This window comes from Saccharopolyspora phatthalungensis (assembly GCF_014203395.1).
GTDB lineage: Bacteria > Actinomycetota > Actinomycetes > Mycobacteriales > Pseudonocardiaceae > Saccharopolyspora > Saccharopolyspora phatthalungensis.
Window position 1 is genome coordinate 5173202 of the sequence record NZ_JACHIW010000001.1, and the last position, 25979, is coordinate 5199180.

At 70.1% G+C, this 25979-nt stretch carries 1 protein-coding gene and 1 pseudogene; both read left to right on the forward strand.

The genetic code is table 11. The features are described 5' to 3' along the window. Positions 1-24 precede the first annotated feature (24 nt). On the forward strand, positions 25-20103 hold the full coding sequence (locus BJ970_RS38995; protein ID WP_281399477.1) for a type I polyketide synthase: 20079 nt from the start codon (positions 25-27) through the stop codon (positions 20101-20103). A gap of 27 nt (positions 20104-20130) precedes the next feature. Then, positions 20131-25971, forward strand: a pseudogene (locus BJ970_RS23820) (SDR family NAD(P)-dependent oxidoreductase); the annotation flags it as partial. Positions 25972-25979: the final 8 nt, after the last annotated feature.

A 25979-nucleotide genomic window follows, 5' to 3' on the forward strand; every position in this document is an offset into this window, starting at 1 on the left:
TACCGACCCATCCACGAGGCGATCATGGCGACGGAACAAGAACTCTTCGACTACCTGAAAAAGGCGACGGCGGATCTCACGCAGGCCCGGCGGCGGGTGCGCGAGCTGGAGTCCGCGGGACGGGAACCGATCGCCGTGGTCGCGATGGCGTGCCGCTACCCCGGTGGGGCCCGAACCCCGGAACAGCTGTGGGACTTGGTCGCCGCCGGCGGCGACGCGATCGCTCCGTTCCCCGACGACCGCGGTTGGGACCTGGACGACCTTTACGACCCGGACCCCGACAAACCCGGCAAGGCCTACGCGCGGGAGGGCGGCTTCGTCGCCGACGTCGCCGGCTTCGACGCCGAGTTCTTCGGCATCTCGCCCCGTGAGGCGCTGGCGATGGATCCGCAGCAGCGGGTGCTGCTGGAAGTCGCGTGGGAGGTGTTGGAGCGCGGCGGTTTCGACGCCGCCGCACTGCGGGGCAGCCGGACCGGCGTGTTCACCGGCATCAGCCACCAGGACTACGCCGTCGGCATGCCGCCGTCGTCCGAGGTGTCCGAAGGCCATCTGATGACCGGCAATGCTATCAGTGTGGTGTCCGGCCGGGTCGCGTACAGCTTCGGTTTCGAAGGGCCCGCGGTCACCGTCGACACCGCCTGCTCGTCGTCGCTGGTCGCGATCCACCTCGCGGCGCAGGCCTTGCGCAACGGGGAGTGCACGCTCGCCCTCGCCGGTGGCGTCACGATCATGGCGTCCCCCACCGCTTTCACCCGATTCAGCCGGGAACGGGGGCTCGCGCCTGACGGTCGTTGCAAGGCGTACTCGGCCGACGCGGACGGCACCGGGTTCAGCGACGGCGTCGGTATCCTAGTGCTGGAGCGCCTATCCGACGCCCGGCTCAATGGACACCAAATCCTCGGTGTAATCAAGGGTTCGGCGGTGAACCAGGACGGTGCGTCGAACGGGCTGACCGCGCCGAATGGTCCGTCGCAGCAGCGGGTGATCCGTCAGGCGCTGGCCAACGCTGGTCTGTCCACTTCGGACGTCGATGTGGTTGAGGGTCACGGAACCGGCACCGCGCTGGGTGACCCGATCGAGACGCAGGCGATCATCGCGACCTACGGCCAGGACCGTGACCGTCCACTGTGGCTGGGGTCGTTGAAGTCCAACATCGGTCACACGCAGGCGGCTGCCGGTGTCGGTGGTGTGATCAAGATGGTCCAGGCCATGCGGCACGGGACTATGCCCAAGACCCTGCACGCGGACAAGCCGTCACCGAAGGTGGACTGGGCGGCCGGCGAGGTTTCCCTGCTGACTGAGGCGCTGCCATGGGAGTCGGGCGACCGCCCGCGTCGTGCAGGCGTCTCGTCGTTTGGCATCAGCGGCACGAACGCCCATGTGATCGTGGAGCAGGCGCCGGAGGTCGAGGACCAGCCCACTAGCACCGGCGCCGGAACCGTGCCCTGGGTGCTTTCAGCTCGCAGCGAGGAGGCGTTGCGCGCGCAGGCCGCCCAGCTCATCAACCTCGTCGACACCAACGCCGGTGACGTCGCCTACTCGCTTGCTACATCGCGGTCGGCGCTGGAGTGCCGGGCCACCGTCGTCGCTGATGGTAGGGAGGGCTTGTTGGCTGGTCTGGCGGCGTTGGCGGATGGTCGCGTGGCGGTGGGTGTCGCGCAGGAGGAACCGTGCTTGGGTTTTGTGTTCTCGGGTCAGGGTTCGCAGCGGGTGGGGATGGGTGGTGTGTTGGCGGCTCGGTTTCCGGTGTTTGCTGGGGTGTTTGATGAGGTGTTGGGTCATTTTGATCCGGAGGTGCGTGCGGCGCTGGGTGATGAGCGTGTGGATGATACGGGGTTTGCGCAGCCGGCGTTGTTCGCGTTTGAGGTTGCGTTGTTCCGGTTGGTTGAGTCGTGGGGTGTTCGGCCGGAGGTGGTGGCTGGGCATTCGGTGGGTGAGGTCGCGGCGGCGCATGTTGCTGGTGTGTTGTCGTTGGCTGATGCGGCGGTGTTGGTGGCTGCTCGTGGTCGGTTGATGTCGGTGCTTCCTGTTGGTGGGGCGATGTTGGCGGTGGAGGCGGGTGAGGCTGATGTGTTGCCGTTGTTGTCGGATCGGGTGGGTGTCGCGGCGGTGAATGCGGTTGGCTCGACGGTGGTGTCGGGTGTGGTTGAGGCGGTTGAGGAGATTGGCGAGTATTTCCGTGTTCGTGGTGTTGGGGTGAAGCGGTTGCGGGTGAGTCATGCGTTTCATTCGTCGTTGATGGAGCCGATGTTGGCTGGTTTCGAGTCGGCGATCGGTGGGTTGTGTTTTAACCGGCCGGTGGTGCCGTTTGTGTCGATGGTGACGGGCGGTCTGGTTTCGGGTGAGGTTGCGTCGGTGGGGTATTGGGTGCGGCATGTGCGGGAGTCGGTGCGGTTCGCTGATGGTGTGAGGGCGTTGGGGGAGTTCGGTGTTACGGCGTTGGTGGAGGTGGGTCCGGATAGTGTGTTGACGCCGATGATCGGCGAACTTGTCACGGTTCCGTTGGTGCGTAGGGGGGATGAGTCGTCGGTTGTGGCGGCGCTGGGCGCGCTCTGGGCGCACGGCGTCAACCCGGACTGGACGGCTGTCCTCGGCAGGGCCCGGCGGGTCGATCTCCCGACCTATCCGTTCCAGCGCAAGAGGTTCTGGCTCGACCCGGTCACACCGCAGAGCCTGCTGCCTAAGGAACACCCGCTGGTGGACTCCGTGGTCGAACTCGTCGACGGCGACGGGTACGTCTTCACGGCGAGCCTGTCGACGCGGACTCACCCGTGGCTGGCCGATCACATGATCCAGGGCACGGTGCTGCTGCCCGGCACCGCCTTCGTCGAATTGGCGCTGTACGCCGCCGACCGCGCCGGCTGCGACCGTGTGGACGAGCTCACCCTGGTCAGCGCCGCCGCACTGACCGGCACGGTCCAGCTCCAGGTCACCGTCGGCAAGGCGGACACCGACGGGCGGCGCCAGCTGTCCGTCCACACCAGACTCAGCGACGACGGGCCGTGGACGACCAACGCCACCGGCATCCTGGCCTCGCGTGCCACGACCGCCCCCGACCTCGGCGAATGGCCACCGAGCGAGGCCGAAGAATTGCCCATGGACGGCCTGTACGACCGGCTGGGCGCGATGGGCTACCACTACGGACCGCTGTTCCAGGGCCTGACGGCCGCGTGGTCGCGGGGCGACGAGGTGTTCGCCGAGGTCAGCCTGCCGGCCGGGCAGGACGGCACGGCGTTCGGCCTGCACCCGGCGCTGCTCGACGCCGCCCTGCACGCACCGGCGCTACGGACCGTCGGTGAGGCCGGCGGCCAGCTCCTGCCGTTCTCCTGGGGTGGCGTGACGCTGCACGCCACCGGAGCGTCGGCACTGCGGGTGTGCGTGCGCCCGGTCGGCAGTGACGCGGTGAGCGTGCGCGTCTACGACCACGAGGGTCTGCCGGTCGCCTCGATCGACGAACTCGTGTCCCGGCCGATGACCGCTCCGGTCACCACTGCCGGATTCCTGTACGAGATCGACTGGGTCGAGATCCCGACCCTGGCGGAGACCTCGGCGGACTTCGTCGTCGCCACGCTGGACCTGCCCACGCCGGGAGAGACCGCGCACGCCGCCCTCCGGCTGGTGCGGGACTGGACCGATGCTCGGCCGCTCGTCATCGTCGTCCAGGACGACCTGGCCGGTTCGGCCGCCTGGGGTCTGGTGCGGTCCGCCCAGTCCGAGCAGCCCGGCCGGTTCGTCCTGCTCGACGCCGTCAACCCGAGCAGTGACACGGTGGCCGCCGCGGTGGCAACCGGTGAACCGCAGCTGCGACTGCGTGACGGCAAGCTGTTCGCGCCGCGACTGACCCGCGTCACGACGACTCCCGCCGTCCCGGACTGGAACCCCGACGGTACGGTCCTGATCACCGGCGGCACCGGTGGACTCGGCAGCCTCCTCGCCCGCCACCTCGTCACCGAGCACGGCGTCCGCAGCCTGCTGCTGCTCAGCCGTCGCGGCATCGACGCCCCGGGCGCAGAAGACCTGCGGGCCGAGCTGACCGAGCTGGGCGCGGCCGTGACGATCACCGCGTGCGACGCCACCGACCGGGACGCACTCGCCACAGTCCTCGCGGATCACGACGTGACGGCGGTCGTGCACACGGCCGGTGTGCTGGACGACGCCGTGATCGACACGCTGACGCCCGAGCGGCTAGACGCCGTGCTGCGGCCGAAGGTCGACGCGGCCATCAACCTGCACGAACTCACCGCCGACCTGGACGCCTTCGTCCTGTTCTCCTCAGCGTCCGGACTGTTCGGTGGTGCCGGTCAGGCCAACTACGCCGCTGCCAACGCCGCCCTCGACGCGTTGGCCCGCACCCGTGTCGAGCAGGGGCTACCGGCAGTGTCGCTGGCCTGGGGTGCGTGGGCGCCTAACGCCGGCATGACCAGCACCCTCACTGACGCGGACACCCATCGCATAGCGCGGGCCGGTGTCCTGCCGTTCACCGCGGACCAGGGGTTGGCCTCGTTCGACGCAGCGCTCGGCACGGGAATCCCTGTGGTGGCAACGATTCGCCTGGACCTCTCGGCGATGGCGGATGTGCCGGCGCTGCTGCACGGCCTTGTGCGCAAGCCGCGCCGACTTGCTGTCGCCGCGTCCGCTGTCGTGGGCAAGCTCGACGAGACGCAGCTGATCGACCTGGTCCGCCAGCAAGTCGCCGCGGTGCTCGGCCACGACGACGTTGCCGCAATCGGCGAGGACAGGGCGTTCAAGGACCTCGGGTTCGACTCGCTGACCGCCGTCGAGCTGCGCAATGCCCTGCACGCCCGGACGGGCCTTAGGCTGCCGGCGACGCTCATCTTCGACTTCCCGACGCCCCGCGTGCTCGCCGCGCATCTCATGGCAGAACTCATCGGCGACGACACCCCGGAGGTGGCTGTCACCGCCTCCGTCGCCACGGACGAGCCGATCGCCATCGTCGCGATGGGATGCCGCTTCCCCGGTGGGGTGGAGTCGCCGGAGCAGCTGTGGGACCTGGTCGCCAACGGCGTGGACGCGATCTCCGACTTCCCGTCCGACCGTGGCTGGGACGTCGACGGCTTCTACGACCCGGACCCCGACAAGCCGGGCAAGTCCTACACCCGACGATGCGGTTTCCTCGACGGTGCAGGCCTTTTCGATCCGTCGCTGTTCGGCATGAGTCCCCGTGAGGCGTTGGCGACCGATCCGCAGCAGCGGCTGCTGCTCCAGACGACGTGGGAGGTCGTCGAGCGTGCGGGCATCGACCCGACGACACTGAAGGGCAGCCCCACCGGCGTATTCGTCGGTGTCATGTACAACGACTACGGCACCCTGCTCCAGGAGACGTTCGAGGGGCATATCGCCAGCGGCAGCGCGGCCAGCGTCGCCTCCGGTCGCGTCTCCTATACGTTCGGATTCGAAGGCCCCGCGGTCAGCGTGGATACGGCGTGTTCGTCGTCGTTGGTGGCGTTGCATCTTGCGGTGCAGGCGTTGCGTAGTGGTGAGTGTTCGCTTGCGTTGGCTGGTGGTGTGACGGTGATGTCGACGCCGGGTGTGTTTGTGGAGTTTTCGCGGCAGCGTGGTTTGTCGGTTGATGGTCGGTGTAAGGCGTTTGGTGCTGGTGCGGATGGGACTGGTTGGTCTGAGGGCGTTGGTGTGTTGTTGTTGGAGCGGTTGTCGGATGCTCGGGGTAATGGTCGTCGGGTGTTGGCGGTGGTTCGTGGTTCGGCGGTGAATCAGGATGGTGCGTCGAATGGTTTGACGGCGCCGAATGGTCGGTCGCAGCAGCGGGTGATTCGGCAGGCGTTGGCGAATGCTGGTCTGTCTGCTTCGGATGTTGATGTGGTTGAGGCGCATGGTACTGGTACGGCGTTGGGTGATCCGATTGAGGCGCAGGCGATTATCGCGACTTACGGTCAGGACCGTGATCGTCCACTGTGGCTTGGTTCGTTGAAGTCGAATATCGGTCATACGCAGGCGGCTGCTGGTGTCGGTGGTGTGATCAAGATGGTGGAGGCGATGCGGCACGGGATCATGCCTCGGACTCTGCACGTCGATGTGCCCTCGCCCAAGGTGGAGTGGTCTGCGGGGGCGGTGTCGCTGTTGACGGAGAATGTGCCGTGGGAGGTCGATCGTCCTCGTCGTGCGGGTGTGTCGTCGTTTGGTGTGAGTGGCACGAACGCGCATGTGATCGTCGAGCAGGCTCTGGAGGTAGTGGAGCCGGCGCGGTCTGAGCATGGCGGTGTTGTGTTGTGGCCGGTGTCGGGTCGGTCCGAGCGGGCGTTGCGTGATCAGGCCCGGCGGTTGCGGGAGGTGTTGGAGGCGGGGGCTGCCGTTGCGGACATCGGGTACTCGCTGGCGACTACGAGGACGGCGTTCGAGCATCGTGCGGTGCTGATGGGTGAGGACAGTGCGGATTTCTGCGAGGCGTTGGATGCGGTCATCGGTGAGAGGCCGTCACCGCGTGTGCTGCGGGGGAGCGCACAGGGCCGCGGTAAGACTGTGTTCGTGTTTCCTGGTCAGGGTTCGCAGTGGGTTGGTATGGCGGTGGAGTTGCTGGAGTCTTCTGTGGTGTTTGCGGGTTGGATGGGGGAGTGTGCGGGGGCGTTGTCGGAGTTTGTGGATTGGTCGTTGTTTGAGGTTTTGGGTGATGCGGTGGCGTTGGAGCGGGTTGATGTTGTTCAGCCTGTGTTGTTTGCGGTGATGGTGTCGTTGGCGGAGTTGTGGCGGTCGTATGGTGTGGAGCCTTCTGCGGTGGTGGGGCATTCGCAGGGTGAGATTGCGGCTGCGTGTGTGGCGGGTGCGTTGTCGTTGCGGGATGCGGCGCGGGTGGTTGCGTTGCGGTCGAAGGCGATTGTGGCGTTGTCTGGTCGTGGTGGGATGGTGTCGGTTCCGTTGTCGGTGGATGGGGTGGTGTTGCCGGAGGGTGTTTGGGTTGCGGCGGTGAATGGTCCGTCGTCGGTGGTGGTGTCGGGTGATCCTGGGGGGCTTGCTGCGGTGTTGGCGGGGGTGGAGGGGGCGAAGGTGGTCCCGGTGGATTATGCCTCGCATTCGGCGCATGTTGAGGTGCTCAGGGAGGAATTGTTGGAGGTGCTGGCGCCGATCGAGCCTTGTGTGCCGCGGGTGCCGTTTTTTTCGACGGTGACGGCTGGTTGGCTGGATCGTTTGGTGGATGCGGAGTATTGGTACCGGAATCTGCGGGAGACCGTCTGCTTCGACAAGGCCGCTCGCGCACTCGCCGAATGCGGGCACCGGTACTTCGTCGAGACGAGCCCGCACCCGGTGCTGGCGTTCGCTCTGCGTGAAACCCTCGACGACGCCGTAGTTCTCGGCTCGCTGCACCGCGACGACGGCGGCACCCAGCGATGGCTCACCTCGCTCGGTGAGGCGCACGCCGCGGGCCTCGCGCTCGACTGGAACGCTGTCTTCGCCGGCATCGACGTCCGCAAGACCGCGTTGCCGACGTACCCGTTCCAGCTCGAATGCTACTGGCCCGAGCCAAGGCAGACGGGCCGCGCGGACGTGATGTCGGCCGGCCTGCGCGCCGCCGACCACCCGCTGCTCGGTGCAGTGTTGGCCGTCGCCGACGATGACCGCCTGATCCTCGCCGGCCGGATCTCCACCCGCACCCACCCCTGGCTCGCCGACCACGCCGTGGGCGGAACCGTGCTGCTCCCCGGCACCGCCTTCGCCGAGCTGGCGCTGCACGCCGGTGATCAGGTCGGCTGCCCCGGCCTCGCGGACCTCGCGTTGGAAGCCCCGCTGGTGCTCCCCGAGCACGGCAGCGTCCAACTCCAGGTCGCGGTCACCGCACCCGATGCCGCCGGCAACCGGGCCGTCACGGTCAACTCCCGCGAGAACGACGACCTGCCGTGGACCTGTCACGCCACCGGCACCCTCACCCCGACGGTCCCGACCACCGCATACGACTTCGCCGTGTGGCCGCCGGCCGGCACGACGGCCGTCGAACTCGGCGACCTCTACGACCGGCTCGACGCGACCGGGCTCGGCTACGGCCCGGTTTTCCAGGGCCTGCACGCCGCCTGGCGGCACGGCGCCGACTTGTACGCTGAGATCAGGCTCCCCGATGACCAGCACGACAAGGCCGCCGAGTTCGGCGTGCACCCGGCGCTGCTGGACGCCGCGTTGCACCCGTTCCTGATCGACCAGGGCGACCAGATCGAACTGCCGTTCGCCTGGACCGGCGTATCCCTGCACGCCGTCGGCGCCAAGGCCCTGCGCGTGCGCCTCACCCCGGACCGCCAGGTGCAGGCCGCTGACGAGACCGGTGCACCTGTCGTGTCGGTCGACAAGCTCGTGTCCCGGCCGCTGCCCACCGGCGGCCTGCGCCGACGGCTCGACTCGCTGTATGAGATCAACTGGGTGCCCGTCACCTCGGCCGACGACGACTCCGAATACGTGGTGAGGGCCGCGCCGGACAGCGTGCACGAAGCCCTGACACTGGCCCAGGACTGGCTCGCTAACGAGCAGTCGCGGCTTGTGCTGGTCTCCCAGGGCGCGGTCGCTGTCACCGAGCACGAAGACGTGCCGAACCTGACCGCGGCGGCAGCGCTGGGCCTGTTCCGCTCCGCCCAAGCGGAGAATCCCGGACGGTTCGTGCTGGTCGACGTCGACGAGGAGCCGGCCTCCCGCGCGGCCGTCGACGCGGCGGCGAGGTCCGGTGAGCCGCAGGTCGCGATCCGCCGAGGCGAACTCCGCGCACCGCGGATCGCGCGAGCCACCGCCGGTCCGGACATCACCTGGGACGCCAACGGCACGGTCCTGGTCACAGGCGGTACCGGCACGCTCGGCGCGCTGGTCGCCAAGCACCTCGTCACCGAACACGGCGTGCGGCACTTGCTGCTCACGAGCAGGCGTGGCGCGTCCGCGCCCGGCGCGTCCGCTCTGGAGCGCGAGCTGACCGAACTCGGTGCGGACGTGACGTTCGCGGCCTGCGACGCCGCCGACCGCGACGCACTCGCCGACCTGCTGGCCGCGATCCCGGCCGAGCACCCGCTGACCGCGGTTCTGCACACCGCTGGCGTCCTGGACGACGGGGTGCTCACCTCGCTGACCTCGGAGCGGCTGGACACCGTGCTGCGGCCGAAGATCGACGCGGCACGCAACCTGCACGAACTGACCAGTAGCCTGGACGCTTTCGTGCTGTTCTCCTCGGCGGCCGGCGTGTTCGGCGCGGCCGGTCAGGCCAACTACGCCGCCGCCAACGCCTACCTGGACGCCCTCGCCCAGCACCGCCGCGCCACCGGCCTGCCCGCGGTCTCCCTGGCCTGGGGCCTGTGGGAGCAGGCCAGCGGCATGACCGGCCACCTGGACAGCGCGGACAAGTCGCGGCTCGGCGCCACCGCACTGTCCAATGAGGACGGCCTGCGGCTGTTCGACTCGGCACTCGGCGCCGACCGGGCACTGCTCGTCCCGGCCGCGCTGGACCTCAAGATCCAGGACGTTCCGCTGCTGCGCGGCCTCGTCCGCACCACGACCCGCCGCACCGCCCGGTCGGCGACCGTCGAGGGCTCCACCTTCGCCCGTGGCATTTCCGCACTCGCGCCGGCCGAACGGGAGAAGGCACTGCTCGACCTCGTGCGGGAGCACGCGGCGGCAGTACTCGGCCACACCGGCCCGGACGCCGTGCGGCCCGACAACGCCTTCCGCGACCTCGGGTTCGACTCGCTGACCGCGGTGGCCCTGCGCAATCAGCTCACCACGGCGACCGGCCTGAAACTGCCCGCCACGCTGGTCTTCGACCACCCGACGCCGACCGTGCTCGCCCAGCACCTGTGGACGTTGATCGGCGATGAGCAAGCCGCAGTCAAGACCGCACCGGTCGTCTCGGCCGACGACGACCCCGTCGTGATCATCGGCATGGCGTGCCGGTTCCCCGGCGGCGTCAAGTCACCGGACGACCTGTGGGAACTGGTGGCCAGCGGCACCGACGCGATCGCTGGCATGCCCGCCGACCGCGGCTGGGACATCGACGGCCGCTACGGCCCCGAGCCCGGCAGCATCGGCACCTTCTACACCAGGCAGGGCGGCTTCCTCTACGACGCGGGCGCGTTCGACGCGGCCTTCTTCGGGATCTCACCCCGAGAGGCGCTGGCGATGGACCCGCAGCAGCGGCTGCTGCTGGAAACCGCGTGGGAGGCGTTCGAACGCGCCGGCATCGACCCGGTGTCCGCACGCGGTAGCCAGACCGGAGTGTTCGCGGGCGTGATGTACCACGACTACGGCTCGCAGGTGGACGTCCCCGACGACGTCGAGGCATACCTCGGCGGCGGCACCTCGGGCAGCGTTGCCTCCGGCCGCGTCTCCTACACGCTCGGCCTCGAGGGCCCGGCGATCACCGTCGACACGGCCTGCTCGTCGTCGCTGGTAACACTGCACCTCGCGGCGCAGGCCCTGCGCAACGGCGAGTGCACGATGGCGTTGGCCGGTGGCGTGACCGTGATGTCCACGCCGGGCACCTTCATCGAGTTCTCCCGCCAGCGCGGCCTGGCCCCCGACGGCCGGTGCAAGTCCTTCGCCGACGCCGCCGACGGCACCGGTTGGGGTGAAGGCGCGGGCACGCTGCTGCTGGAGCGGCTGTCCGACGCTCGCCGCAACGGTCACCGCGTACTCGCGGTCGTCCGGGGCAGCGCGGTCAATCAGGACGGCGCCTCCAACGGTCTGTCCGCCCCCAACGGACCGTCGCAGCAGCGGGTGATCCGGCGGGCGCTGGCCAGTGCCGGCCTCGCACCGTGCGAAGTGGACACTGTTGAGGCGCACGGCACGGGCACGACGCTCGGTGACCCGATCGAGGCCCAGGCGCTGCTGGCGGCCTACGGACAGGACCGGGATGAGCCGCTGTGGCTGGGTTCGGTGAAGTCCAACATCGGCCACACGCAGGCCGCCGCCGGTGTCGCCGGCGTGATCAAGATGGTGCAGGCGCTGCGTCACGGCGTGCTGCCGCAGACCCTGCACGTGGACGCGCCCAGCACACACGTCGACTGGACCGAAGGCGCGGTCGAGCTGCTCACCGAACAACGGCCGTGGCCGGATACCGGTCATCCCCGACGGGCTGGCGTCTCGTCGTTCGGTGTTAGCGGCACGAATGCGCACGTGATCCTCGAACAGGCGCCGGTGCAGGACGAACCGCCGGCCGCCGAGCCCGCCGCCGCGCCAGTGCCGTGGGTGCTGTCCGCAAAGTCGGCGGGTGCGCTGCGACGGCAGGCCCGCGAGTTCGCGGCACACGCCGAGCAGAACGCCACCGACGTCGCCTTCTCGCTCGACAGCACGCGGTCGGCGTTCGACCACCGGGTGGTCGCGGTAGGCGAGCAGTACGAGGAGTTGGCCACCGCGCTCGGCCGGTTCGCCGACGGCGACCTGGCGGCCACGGTTGTGCACGGCGTCGCGGACGTCACCGGCAAGACCGTGTTCGTTTTCCCCGGCCAGGGCTCGCAGTGGGGCGGGATGGCCACCGAGCTGCTGGCGACGTCGCCGGTGTTCGCCGCCAGGTTGAGCGAGTGCGAGCGGGCACTTTCGTCCTATGTGGACTGGACGCTGGCCGACGTCCTCGACGACGCCGACGCCCTGCAACGGGTCGACGTCGTGCAGCCCGCGCTGTTCGCGGTGATGGTGTCGCTGGCCGAACTGTGGCGTTCCCACGGTGTCCAGCCGGACGCGGTGCTCGGCCACTCGCAGGGTGAGATCGCGGCGGCGTGCGTCGCCGGGGCGCTGTCCCTCGACGACGCCGCGAAGATCGTCGCCCTGCGCAGCAAGGCCATCGCCGCCGCACTGGCCGGCCGTGGCGGCATGATGTCGGTCGCGCTGCCGGTGGACGAGGTCGAGCCGCTGTTGACCGACGCGGTGTCCGTCGCCGCGACGAATGGGCCGCGCTCGGTCGTCGTGGCCGGTGCCCCCGACGCGTTGCGCGATCTCCAGGCGACGATCGAGGCCGGCGGCGGCCGGGCGCGGATGATCCCGGTGGACTACGCGTCGCACACCGACCACGTCGAGGCGATCGAGTCGGATCTGCTCGCGGCGTTGGCCGACGTCACGCCCGTGCCGTCGTCGATCGCGTTCTTCTCGACGGTCACCGGCGACTGGATCGACACCAACTGTCTGGACGCGGCCTACTGGTACCGCAACCTGCGGCTTCACGTGCGGTTCGCACAGTCCGTGCGGGCTCTCGCCGACCAGGGTTACGGCTTCTTCGTCGAGACCAGCGGCCACCCGGTGCTCACCACGAGCGTCCAGGACGTGCTGGACGACCTTGGCGCCAACGCCGTCGCGGTCGGCTCGCTGCGGCGCGACGACGGCGGGCTCCAGCGCTACCTGCTCTCGCTGGCCGAGGCCCACGTGCGGGGCCTGTCCGTGCGGTGGAACCTGACCGGGCGGACCGTAGACCTGCCCACCTACGCGTTCGACCGCAGGCGCTACTGGCTTGAGTCCGTCGTGGACAAGCCGGTGCGTTCGACGGTGGGCAACTGGCGCTACCGCGTCACATGGCGGCCCGTGGCCGACAGCCGGCCGGTGACCGGCACCTGGCTCGTGGTTACGCCGTCCGCCGACCACGACTGGATGATCGGTGACCGCACGATCCACGTCGTCACCGGCGGCTCCGACCGTGCCCGGCTCGCCGACCAGCTGCGTGCCGCGCTGACCGAGCCGCTGGCCGGTGTCGTGTCGCTGCTGGCTTTCGACCAGCCCGTCACGGCCGCGCTGCACCTCGCCCAGGCACTGGGCGACCTCGATGTCGACGCCCCGCTGTGGCTGGTGACCAGGGGCGCGGTCTCGGTCGGCGGCACCGACCGGATCGCCGACCCCGAGCAGGCGCAGGTGTGGGGGATGGGTCGCGTGATCGCCCTCGAACACCCCGAACGCTGGGGCGGCCTCGTGGACGTTCCGGTGCAGGCCGACGCCACCGCGCTGCGCCGCCTGACCGGCGTTCTCGCCGGCCACGACGGTGAGGACGAGCTTGCGGTGCGGGAGACCGGTGTCTACGCACGGCGACTCGCGCACGCCGAACCCCACGTGAAGGCCACCGATCCGTGGCGGCCTGACGGCACGGTCATGGTGACCGGCGGCACGGGGGCGCTCGGCGGGCACGTCGCCCGCTGGTTGGCCGGTGCCGGCGCGAGCCACCTGGTGCTGACCAGCCGCAGCGGACGCGACGCGGCCGGCGCCGTCGAGCTGGAAGCCGAACTGCGTGAACTCGGTGCGGAGGTGACGATCGCGGCCTGCGACGCCGCCGACCGGTCCGCCATGGCCGAGCTGATCGCCCAGTACCCGCCGTCCGCGGTGATCCACACAGCCGGTGTGTTGGACGACGGTGTGCTGGACGGCCTGGACGCGACGCGGCTCAACCGCGTGTTCGACCCCAAGGTGACCGGTGCCCAGAATTTGCACGACCTGACCCGTGACCTGCCGCTGACCGCGTTCGTGCTGTTCTCATCGGCGGTCGGCGTGCTCGGCAACGCGGGCCAGGCTAACTACGCCGCCGCCAACGCCTACCTGGACGCCCTCGCCGAACAGCGTAGGGCGGACGGGCTCGTCGCGACCTCGGTGGCGTGGGGTGCGTGGGCGGACAGCGGGCTCGCGGCCGACGCGGGTGTCGTCGAGGAACGGCTGCGCCAGGGTGGGATCGTCCCGATGCGGCCGGACCTCGCGATCAGCGCGCTGCAAGGTGCGCTTGACGACGACGACACGACGCTCGTCGTCGTCGACACCGACTGGCGGCGCAGCGCCGGACGCCCGTGGAGCCGGGACGTGGTGGAGGTCGAGACCGGTGCGGACATCGGCGCCACGCTGCGGGAGCGGCTGGCTGCCCTGCCCCGTGACGAAGCCGACCGCGCCTTGATCACGTTGGTGCGCAAGCAGGTCGCCGAGGTGCTTGGGCACGACGGTGTCGAGACCGTGCCGACCGGGCGACCGTTCCGCGAGCTCGGATTCGACTCGCTGACCGCTGTCGAGCTGCGCAACAGACTCGGCGCGGCAGCCGGTCTGAAGCTGCCGACCACGCTGGTCTTCGACCACCCGACCGTCGGTGAGCTGGCCGCCAGGCTCGGCGACGACCTGTTCGGCGCCCGCGCCGAGGTTGTCGTCACGGCGCCGGTCACGGCGGTCGACACCGAGACCGATCCCGTGGTGATCGTGGCCATGAGCTGCCGGTTCCCCGGTGGCGTCGCCTCGCCCGAGGACCTGTGGCAGCTGCTGCTGGACGGCCGGGACGCGATCGGTGACTTCCCGACCGACCGCGGCTGGGACCTCGACGCCCTGTACCACCCGGATCCCGACCACCTCGGCACGACTTACGCCCGCGGCGGCGGCTTCCTCAACGGTGCGGCGGAGTTCGACCCGGCGCTGTTCGGGATCTCGCCCCGTGAGGCGCTGGCGATGGACCCGCAGCAGCGGCTGCTGCTGGAGACCACGTGGGAGGCGTTCGAACGTGCCGGCATCGGCCCGACGTCGCTGCGCGGCAGCCAGACCGGCGTGTTCGTCGGTACCAACGGCCAGGACTACGCCAGCGGCCTGTCCGAGTTCCCGGCCGGCGTCGAAGGATACCTGCTGGTCGGCAACGCGGCCAGCGTGGTGTCCGGCCGGCTGGCCTACACCTTCGGGTTGGAAGGACCGGCGGTCACGGTCGACACCGCGTGCTCGTCCGCGCTGGTAGCACTGCACTGGGCCGCGCAGTCGCTGCGTCAGGGCGAGTGCTCGCTGGCGCTTGCCGGCGGCGTGTCGATCATGTCGACCCCGGCCGCGTTCATCGAGTTTTCCCGCCAGCGCGGGCTCGCCGCCGACGGCCGCTGCAAGGCGTTCGCGGACGGTGCCGACGGCACCGCCTGGGGTGAGGGCGTCGGCATGCTCGTGCTGGAACGGCTCTCGGACGCCCAGCGCCACGGTCATGAGGTGCTGGCGATCCTGCGGGGCAGCGCGGTCAACCAGGACGGTGCGTCGAACGGTCTGACCGCACCGAACGGCCCGTCGCAACAGCGGGTGATCCGGCAGGCACTGGCCAACGCCGGTCTGTCCACTTCGGACGTCGATGCGGTCGAGGCACATGGGACCGGCACGTCGCTGGGTGACCCGATCGAGGCGCAGGCGATCATCGCGACCTACGGCCAGGACCGGGAGAACCCGCTCTGGCTGGGCTCGGTGAAGTCCAACCTCGGGCACACCCAGGCGGCGGCAGGTGCGGTGGGCGTGATCAAGATGGTGCAGGCGATGCGCAACGGCGTGCTGCCCAAGACACTGCACGTGGACAAGCCGTCCTCGCAGGTCGACTGGTCGGACGGAACGGTCCAGCTGCTCACCAGGAACCGGCCGTGGCCGGCGAGTGACCGTCCGCGCCGGGCCGGTGTGTCGTCCTTCGGCGTGAGCGGCACCAACGCCCACGTCATCTTGGAGCAGGTCTCGGCCGAACCGACCCGTGAACCGCAGGCGCCTGCGGGTGTACTGCCGTTCGTGCTGTCCGCACGCGATGAGGAAGCGCTGCGGGCGCAGGCCGAACGCCTCAAGTCTACTGTGGATGATGATCTCAACGACATCGCCTTCTCGCTTGCTACATCGCGGTCGGCGCTGGAGTGCCGGGCCACCGTCGTCGCTGATGGTAGGGAGGGCTTGTTGGCTGGTCTGGCGGCGTTGGCGGATGGTCGCGTGGCGGTGGGTGTCGCGCGGGAGGAACCGTGCTTGGGTTTTGTGTTCTCGGGTCAGGGTTCGCAGCGGGTGGGGATGGGTGGTGTGTTGGCGGCTCGGTTTCCGGTGTTTGCTGGGGTGTTTGATGAGGTGTTGGGTCATTTTGATCCGGAGGTGCGTGCGGCGCTGGGTGATGAGCGTGTGGATGATACGGGGTTTGCGCAGCCGGCGTTGTTCGCGTTTGAGGTTGCGTTGTTCCGGTTGGTTGAGTCGTGGGGTGTTCGGCCGGAGGTGGTGGCTGGGCATTCGGTGGGTGAGGTCGCGGCGGCGCATGTTGCTGGTGTGTTGTCGTTGGCTGATGCGGCGGTGTTGGTGGCTGCTCGTGGTCGGTTGATGTCGGTGCTTCCTGTTGGTGGGGCGATGTTGGCGGTGGAGGCGGGTGAGGCTGATGTGTTGCCGTTGTTGTCGGATCGGGTGGGTGTCGCGGCGGTGAATGCGGTTGGCTCGACGGTGGTGTCGGGTGTGGTTGAGGCGGTTGAGGAGATTGGCGAGTATTTCCGTGTTCGTGGTGTTGGGGTGAAGCGGTTGCGGGTGAGTCATGCGTTTCATTCGTCGTTGATGGAGCCGATGTTGGCTGGTTTCGAGTCGGCGATCGGTGGGTTGTGTTTTAACCGGCCGGTGGTGCCGTTTGTGTCGATGGTGACGGGCGGTCTGGTTTCGGGTGAGGTTGCGTCGGTGGGGTATTGGGTGCGGCATGTGCGGGAGTCGGTGCGGTTCGCTGATGGTGTGAGGGCGTTGGGGGAGTTCGGTGTTACGGCGTTGGTGGAGGTGGGTCCGGATAGTGTGTTGACGCCGATGATCGGCGAACTTGTCACGGTTCCGTTGGTGCGTAGGGGGGATGAGTCGTCGGTTGTGGCGGCGCTGGGCGCGCTCTGGGCGCACGGCGTGACGCCGGAATGGACCGCGGTGATCCCCGGCGCACGACGTGTGGCGTTGCCGACCTACGCCTTTCAGCGCGAGCGGTTCTGGATGCGGCACGGGCGGGCCATCAACGTCACCGGCGCCGGCCTTGCCGACGCCAACCACCCGCTGCTCGGCGCGGCCGTCCCGCTGGCCGGCACCGGCGGCGCGCTGTTCACCGGCGGCCTGTCCCTGCACACCCACCCGTGGCTGGCCGACCACGCCGTCGGCGGAGTCGTGGTGTTCCCAGGCACGGCCTACGTCGAGCTCGCGCTGCGGGCCGGCGACCAGGTCGGCTGCGACCGCGTCGAAGAACTCACCATCGAGGCGCCACTGGTCCTGCCCGAACGCGGTGCGGTCCAGCTCCAGCTCACAGTGGACGCGCCTGACGACAACGAACAGCGCGCGCTCACGGTCCACGCCCGTCAAGGCGAGGATGAGTGGACCCGGCACGCCAGCGGCGTCCTGGCCACCGGCACCGCGACGGACACGGTCGACCTGACCGAGTGGCCGCCGGCCGACGCCACCCCGGTTCCCGTCGACGACCTGTACGACCGAATCGCACAGACCAGCTTCCACTACGGCCCGACCTTCCAAGGCCTGCGGGCCGCGTGGGTGCTGGACGGCGAGGTGTACGGGGAGATCGCGCTGCCGGCCGACTCCGGCGCCGACGGGTACGGCCTGCACCCAGCCCTGCTGGACGCGGCGCTGCACACGATCGCGCTACGCCCGCAGGCCGCCGACGAGGAACACCATGACCGGATGCCGTTCTCCTTCAACGGAATCTCCCTGAACGCCACTGGCGCGGACACGCTGCGCGTGCGGCTGCGGTCGGACGCGGCGGACTCGGTGTCGCTGGCCATCGCCGACGGCACCGGACAGCCGGTCGCCTCCGTCGACACGCTGATCCTGCGCCCGGTCGCCCGCGACCTGGCCAAGGGCCGGTCGGCCCCGCTGTACGGCACGGACTGGGTCCAGTTGCCGGCGGTCGATGGCACCGGCGAATCGGCGACGGTCGAGTCCTTCACGGACCACGGCTCGGCCAGGGACGTCGTGCACCACGCGCTGTCGGTGATCCAGACGTGGCTGTGCGACGACAATGGCGACGAGCGTCTTGTGCTGGCCACCTCGGGCGCGATGGGGCCGGACGCCGGCGATCCGGTGCACGCGGCCGTGTGGGGTCTGGCGCGGTCGACGCAAGCCGAGCACCCCGGACGGTTCGTCCTGGTCGACACCGACGACCTCACCACGCTCGACACGGTGCTGCCGTCGGTGCTGGCCTCCGGCGAACCGCAACTCGCGGTCCGCGGCGGCACGCTGTACGCCCCGCGCCTGGCGCCCGACACCGCCCTGCTCCCGCCAGCCGGGGAAACCCCATGGCGGCTGGACATCCCGCGTCGAGGCACGGTCGACGACCTCGCGCTGGTGGCGGACCCGAGGCTGGAAGCACCGCCGGCGGCACACGAGATCCGGGTGCGGATGCGGGCGGCCGGCGTCAACTTCCGTGACGTGCTGAGCACTCTCGGCGCCTACCCCGGCGAGGGCATGATCGGCATCGAGGGTGCCGGCGTCGTCGAGGAGATCGGTGACGCCGTCGAGGGCATCGCGCCCGGCGACCCCGTGATGGGCTTGTTCGCCGGGGCCTTCGGGCCGCTGGCGATCACCGACTACCGCATGGTCGCCCGGATTCCCGACGGCTGGTCGTTCCAGATGGCGGCGTCCGTGCCGGTCGCCTTCCTCACCGCCTACTACGGCCTTGTCGTGCTCGGCGGACTCACGGCGGGCGAGTCGGTGCTGGTCCACGCGGCGGCCGGTGGCGTCGGCATGGCGGCGGTGCAACTGGCCACCTCGCTGGGCGCCACGGTCTACGGCACGGCCAGCCCCGGCAAGTGGGACGTCCTGCGAGGCCTGGGCATCGCCGAGGACCGCATCGCCTCGTCCCGCACGCTGGAGTTCGCCGAGCGGCTCGCCGGAGCTCGCATCGACGTCGTGCTGAACTCGCTGACCGGCGAGTTCATCGACTCCTCGGTGGGGCTGATGGGCGAGGGCGGCCGGTTCCTGGAGCTGGGCAAGGCCGACATCCGGTCCGGTACCGGGATCCCCGGCTACACGGTGTTCGACCTGATGGACGCCGGTCCCGAGCGGATCAGGCAGATGCTGGACGAGGTGCTGGCGCTGTTCGCGTCCGGCGCGCTGACCCCGTTGCCGGTGGCGGCGTGGGACGTGCGCCAGGCACGGGACGCGTTCCGAACCATGAGCCAGGCCAGACACATCGGCAAGATCGTGCTGACCGTTCCGCAGGCGCTCGACCCCGACGGCACGATGCTGGTCACCGGTGCGGCCGGAGCCATCGGCGGCCATGTCGCACGCCACCTGGTCACCGAGCACGGTGCCCGGCGGCTGCTGCTGGTCAGCAGGAGCGGCGGCAACTCCGAGCAGGCGCAACGGTTGTCCGCGGAGCTCACCGCGCTCGGTGCGGACGTGACGTTCGCGGCCTGCGACGTCGCCGACCGCCAGGCGCTCGCTGGCGTGCTGGCCGACATCCCAACCGGGCACCCGCTCACCGCGGTCGTGCACTCGGCAGGCGTCCTGCGCGACGGCATTGTCACAGCGATGACGCCCGAGCAGGTGGACGTCGTGCTGCGGGCCAAGGTGGACGCGGCGATCACCCTGCACGAGCTCACCAGGGACGCCGACCTCGCCGCGTTCGTGCTGTTCTCCTCGGCGGCGGGCGTGTTCGGCAGCCCCGGCCAGGGCAACTACGCGGCGGCCAACGCGTTCCTCGACGCCTACGCCCAGCACCTGCGCACCGCGGGCTTCCCGGCGCAGTCGCTGGCCTGGGGACCGTGGACGCCCGACGAGGGCATGACCGCGCAGCTGGCCACGACCGACCACGCCCGGGTCAGCCGGGGCGGGATGCACACCCTCACGGCCGAGCAGGGACTTGCCCTGTTCGACGCGGCGCTGGCGGGTGGCGACCCGCAGCCACTGGCCGTCCGGTTCGACACAACCGCGCTCCGCGAGCAGGCGCGGGCGGGCACGCTGGTGCCACTGTTGCGCGGACTGGTTACCGCACCCATGCGCAGGCAGGCCGACAGCGGCCAGCGGCAGGCGTTACGGCAGGCGGATGCTCTGGCTGGGCTCACCGGCGAGGAACTGGAACAGGCGCTGCTGGACCTAGTGCGGTCCGAGGCGGCGCTGGTGCTCGGGCACGGCTCGGTCGACGGCATCGACCCGGAGCGGGGCTTCCTCGACCTCGGGTTCGACTCGCTGACCGCGCTGGAGTTCCGCAACCGGCTCGGCACCGCGACCGGCCTCCGGCTGACCGCGACGGTGATCTTCGACCACCCGAGCCCGGCGGCGCTCGCCGTCCAACTGCGCACCCTGCTTGAACCCGAACCGGGACCGGAGACCCCGGCCGAAGCACCCGCGGCCGCGCAGGCCGTCTCGGACAGCGAGATCGACGCCATGGAACTGGACAAGCTCGTCCAATTCGCGCTGGAAAGCGCCGACCTCTGAGGAACGACCATGACCGACCAGAAGATCGTCGACGCGCTCCGGGCCACACTCAAGGCCAACGAGCGGCTGCGCGCGCGCAACGACGAACTCACCGAGATGGCGCGGGAACCGCTCGCGATCATCGGCATCGGCTGCCGGTTCCCTGGCGGTGCGGACAGCCCCGAACAGCTGTGGGACCTGCTGGCCGCTTGCGCCGACGCGATGACCGGCTTCCCAACCGACCGCGGCTGGGACCTCGACGCCCTCTACGACCCCGACCCCGAGCGCGGCGGCACGTCCTACGTCCGGGTCGGCGGCTTCCTGCACGACGCGACCCGGTTCGACGGCCCCTTCTTCGGCATCTCGCCGAGAGAGGCCGCCGCGATGGACCCGCAGCAGCGGCTCACCCTCGAAGTCGCCTGGGAGGCGTTCGAACGGGCCTGCATTGACCCGGCGTCGATGCGGGGCAGCCGCACCGGCGTGTTCATCGGCGCGTCCGACCAGGGCTACGGCATGTACGTGTCGCCGGCACCCAAGGAACTGGAGGGCTACCTGCTCACCGGTGGCGCCGCCAGCGTCATCTCTGGCCGCGTCGCGTACACGCTCGGGCTGGAGGGGCCGGCGCTGACCGTCGACACCGCCTGCTCGTCGTCGCTGGTCGCGCTGCACCTCGCCGTCCAGGCGCTGCGCCGCCGTGAGATCACCATGGCCTTGGTCGGAGGCGTGTCCGTGATGACGACCCCCGGCACCTTCACGGAGTTCAGCCGCCATCGCGGACTGGCCGCCGACGGCCGGTGCAAGCCGTTCGCCGAGGCCGCGGACGGCACCGGCTGGGGTGAAGGCGCCGGTGTGCTACTGGTCGAACGCCTGTCCGACGCCGAGCGCAACGGGCACCGCGTGCTCGCCGTCATCAGGGGATCGGCGGTCAACCAGGACGGCGCCAGCAGCGGCCTGACCGCACCGAACGGTCCGGCGCAGCGACGGGTCATCGAGCAGGCGCTGGAGGACGCCGGCCTCACACCGTCCGATGTGGACGCTGTTGAGGCCCATGGCACCGGGACCGCGCTCGGCGACCCGATTGAGGCACAGGCGCTGCTGGCTACCTACGGGCAGAACCGCGAGCAGCCGCTGTGGCTGGGATCGGTGAAGTCCAACATCGGACATACCCAGGCGGTCTCGGGACTGGCCGGCGTGGTGAAGATGGTGATGGCGCTGCGCAATCACACGTTGCCGGCGACCCTGCACGCCGACGAGCCCACCAAGGCCGTCGACTGGACACGGGGATCGGTGTCCCTGCTCACCGAGGCCAGGCCGTGGCCTGCGACCGACCGTCCGCGCCGGGCGGCGGTGTCGTCGTTCGGAGTTAGCGGCACGAACGCGCACGTCATTGTCGAAGAAGCCTCAGCGGTGGAAAACCCTGACGTCATCAGGACTTCCGGCGCGCTACCTTGGATTCTGACCGCCCGGGACGCCGGTGCCCTCCAGGAGCAGGCGCGACGACTGCGGGACCACATCGACACCCAGCACGAGGCGGACGTGGCGTTCTCGCTGGCCACGACCCGTTCGCTGTTCGACCACCGGGCTTTGGTCGTGGCTCGGGACCGTGACGGCCTGCTGGCAGGCGTCGAGGCCCTTGCCGAGGGCCGCGAGTTCCCTGGGCTGATCACCGGCCAGGCACGCACCGGTGGCCGCACGGCGTGGCTGTTCTCCGGGCAGGGTTCGCAGCGTGTGGGTATGGGACATGGGCTATACCAGGCTTTTCCGGTGTTCGCTGAGGCACTAGACGAGGTCTGCGCCGAACTGGACACCCACCTCGACCGCGCCCTGTGCGACCTGCTGTTCGCACCCGAGACGGCGCTGCTGGATCAGACCGCGTACACCCAGCCCGCGATGTTCGCCGTCGAGGTCGCGCTGTTCGCCCTGATGACCTCGTGGGGGCTCAAGCCGGACTACCTGCTCGGGCACTCCGTCGGCGAGGTCGCCGCCGCACACGTCGCAGGCGCGCTGTCGCTGGCCGACGCGTGCACGCTCGTGGTGACACGGGGGCGGCTCATGCAGGCGCTGCCCACGGGGGGCGCGGTCGTGTCCGTGCAGGCGACCGAGCCGGAAGTCCTGGCGCTGCTCGCCGGATCGGAGCACCAGGCCGGTGTAGCCGCCATCAACGGTCCACAGTCGACGGTCGTGTCCGGCGCGGAGGAGGTCGTGCTCGCCGTCGCCGAACGGCTCGCCAGCGACGGCCGCAAGACCAAGCGGCTGCGGGTCAGCCACGCGTTCCACTCGCCGCTGATGGAGCCGATGCTGGCGGAGCTGCGCGCGAGCGTCGCCGGACTCGCATTTACCACACCGCGCATCCCGATCGTCTCCACAGTCACCGGCGACCTCGTCGACGCGGCTGAGTTCTGCACGCCCGAGTACTGGGTACGGCAGGTCCGGCAGGCCGTGCGCTTTCACGACGGCATCCGCGCGCTGGCCGACCGGCGGGTGACCCGGTACGTCGAGCTGGGCCCCGGGGCCGTGCTGACCTCGATGTGCCAGGAGTGCCTCGCCGATTCGACCGCGCTGGCCGTGTCGGCGCTGCGCGCCCACCAGCCCGAGGACCAGGCCGTGCTGACCGCGGTCGGACGGCTCGCGGTCGACGGTGTCCAGCTCGACTGGCCCGCGATCGTCTCAGGCGCCCCGATCGACCTGCCCACCTACGCCTTCCAGCGGGAACGGTTCTGGGCCGAGGCGGACGGCCACGCCGTGGACATCGGCGCCGCCGGCCTCACCGCCCCCGGTCACCCGCTGCTCGGGGCGATGGTGGAGATCGCAGAGGAAGACAGCCTCGTGTTCACCGGCCGGCTCTCGCTGCGGTCGCACCCGTGGCTGGCCTACCACACGATCGCCGGCACAACCCTGTTCCCCGGCACCGGATTCCTGGAACTGGCCCTGCGCGCGGGCGACGAGTTCGGCTGCGACCGCGTCGAGGAGCTGTTGATCGAGCAGCCGCTCGTGCTTGCCGAGGGCGCCGAGATGCGGCTGCAGGTCGTGGTCGGGCCGCTCGACGCCAACGGCGCCCGCACGATCCGGTTCCATTCCCGGACCAGTGACGACGGACCGTGGGACCGCAATGCCAGCGGTGTGCTCACCTCGGCCGGGACCTCCGTCGATTTCGACTTCACGGTCTGGCCGCCGGAGGGCTGCGAGGAGATGTCGGTCGACGAGCTCTACACCCGGTTCGTCGAGCACGGCCACGACTACGGCGAGACGTTCCGCGGCCTGCGCTCGGCGTGGCGCGACGGCGAGCAAATCTACGCCGAGGCCGCGCTTCCCGAGGACCAGCGGGTGCTGGCCACCCGGTTCGGACTGCATCCGGCCCTGCTGGACTCCGCGCTGCACGCCGTCGGTCTCGGTGCAACGGAGGACAGCGACCAGGGGCCATCCGTCGTGTTCTCCTGGGGCGGAGTCCGCTTGCACAGCACCGGCGCGCAGGCCCTGCGCGTGCGGCTCGCGCCCGTCAGCGCCGGCACTGTCTCCCTCGCGGTCGCCGACGACACCGGCCGCCCGGTCGCCACGATCGAGGCACTGGTGTCCCGCGCGGCCCGTCCCGACCAGCCCACCACGGGCCGGGCCGCGCTGTTCGGCGTGGACTGGGTGTCCGCCCCGACGGCCGCGCGCGGCACGGTTCCGATGAAGGTCGAGACGTTCACCGAGGACAAGAAGGCGGACGCCGCCGCACGGCGCGCACTCACGCTGCTCCAGGACTGGCTCGCCGTCGACCGCGGCGACCAGCGCCTGGCCTTCGTCACCTCCGGTGCGATGGGGCCCGACGCCGACGATCCCGCGCACGCCACCGTGTGGGGCCTGGTGCGGTCCGCGCAGATGGAACACCCGGACCGGTTTCTGCTCGTCGACACCGACGACCCGACCGCGCTGGACACCGCGCTGCTCTCCCCGAACGAGCCGCAGGTCGCCATCCGCGACGGCGCGACGTACGTCCCGCGCCTGGTCAAGACGGCGGCTGGCGGCGCAATCGATTTCGGTACCGGCACGGTTGTCGTCACCGGCGCCACGGGTGCGCTGGGGCGGGTGCTCTCCCGACACCTGGTGACCGACCACGGTGTGCGCCGGTTGCTGTTGATCAGCAGGCGCGGCCCCGAGGCCGATGGTGGTCTGTCCGCCGAGCTGACGGCGCTGGGCGCGGCGGTGACCGTCGTCGCCTGTGATGCCGCCGACCGTGACGCATTGGCCGCGGTGCTGACCGAGGTCGACGACGTGACTGCGGTGGTGCACCTGGCCGGCGTCCTGGACGACGGCGTGATCACGGCGCTGACACCCGAGCGGCTGGACACCGTGCTGCGGCCCAAGGCCGAAGCCGCCCTCAACCTGCACGAACTGACCTCGGACCTATCGGCGTTCATGTTGTTCTCCTCGGCGGCGGGGGTCTTCGGGACCCCCGGCCAGGGCAGTTACGCCGCCGCCAACGTCTTCCTGGACGCCCTGGCCGAGCACCGCAGGTCCAACGGCCTACCCGCGACCTCACTGGCCTGGGGGACTTGGGCCGACGCCGACGGCATGGCGGGGGAACGCGTCCAGGCCGAGTCGAGCAGGGCGGGTATGGTCCCGCTGTCCACTGAGGACGGATTGCGGCTGTTCGACGCCGCGTGTGCTTCCGGCCACGCCGTGGTCGTACCTGCGCAGCTCGACTTCGGCACACTGCGCGGCGCGCCCGTGCTGCCGGCGCCCCTGCGCGGTCTGGTGCGGCCCGCGGTCCACCGAGACCAGGCGACTCCCGATGCTTCCTCGGTTCGCCAACGCGTGCTGGGACTGACCGGCGCCGACCGACAGGCCGCGCTGCGGGAGATCGTCTGCGCTCAGGCGGCCCTCGCGTTGGGCTACCCGTCGCCGATCGTCGCCGACCGGGAGTTCCTGGAGCTCGGCTTCGATTCAATGACCACAGTGGACCTGCGCAACCGACTCGTCACCGCTCTCGGTGTCCACGTCTCCGCGACCGCGATGTTCGAGCACTCGACGGCCACCGCGCTGGCAGCCCACCTCGACGGCGAACTGACCGGCGTCCAGCCGGAACCGGTTCGGGAGACCATGGGCACCCTCAGCACACTGCTCGAAACCGCTAGTGAACAAGGCAGGTTCGCCGAGTTCCTCGAATTCCTGATGACGGCGTCGCAGTTTCGGCCTACCTCCGAGTCCGGGCCGGCACCCGCACCACTGCGGCTGGCGACCGGGTGCGAAGCTCCACACATCGTCTGCTTCCCTTCCATGCTCGCGAGTTCCGGCCCGCACCAGTACGCGCGGTTCGCGAGTGCGCTGCGGGGTGTCACCGACCTCTCCGTGCTACCCGAGCCGGGCTTCGTCGCCGGCGAAAGCCTGCCCGGCAGTCTCGACGCGCTCCTGGACATGCACACGAACTCGGTGCGCCAGATCGTCGGAGGCAAGCCGTGCGTCCTACTTGGACACTCCTCTGGCGGTCTGATCGCGCACGCCGTGGCCAGCCGCCTGGACCATGACGCGTCACCGCCGGCCGCCGTGGTGCTCGTCGACGCCTTCACCTTCGACGACGAGGCGATCAGCGCCATCGGATCCGGCCTCGTCGACGCCATGGTCCAGCGCCAGCGCGCCGGCGCGCCGCTGGGCGACGACCGGTTCACCGCGATGGGCGGCTACTTCCGGCTGTTCCAGCGCTGGCAGCCCACGGCCGTTACCGCACCGACCCTGCTCGTCCGCGCCACCGAACCACTGCCTGCGACCGAACAGGGCAACGGTTGGCAACCCTCCTGGCGGCTGCCGCACGACGCGGTCGACGCCGAGGGCAACCACTTCACGTTGATGGAAGACCACGCCGAGACCACGGCAAAACTCATCCGCGACTGGATCGCGGCCACGGTCTGAGAGGAAGA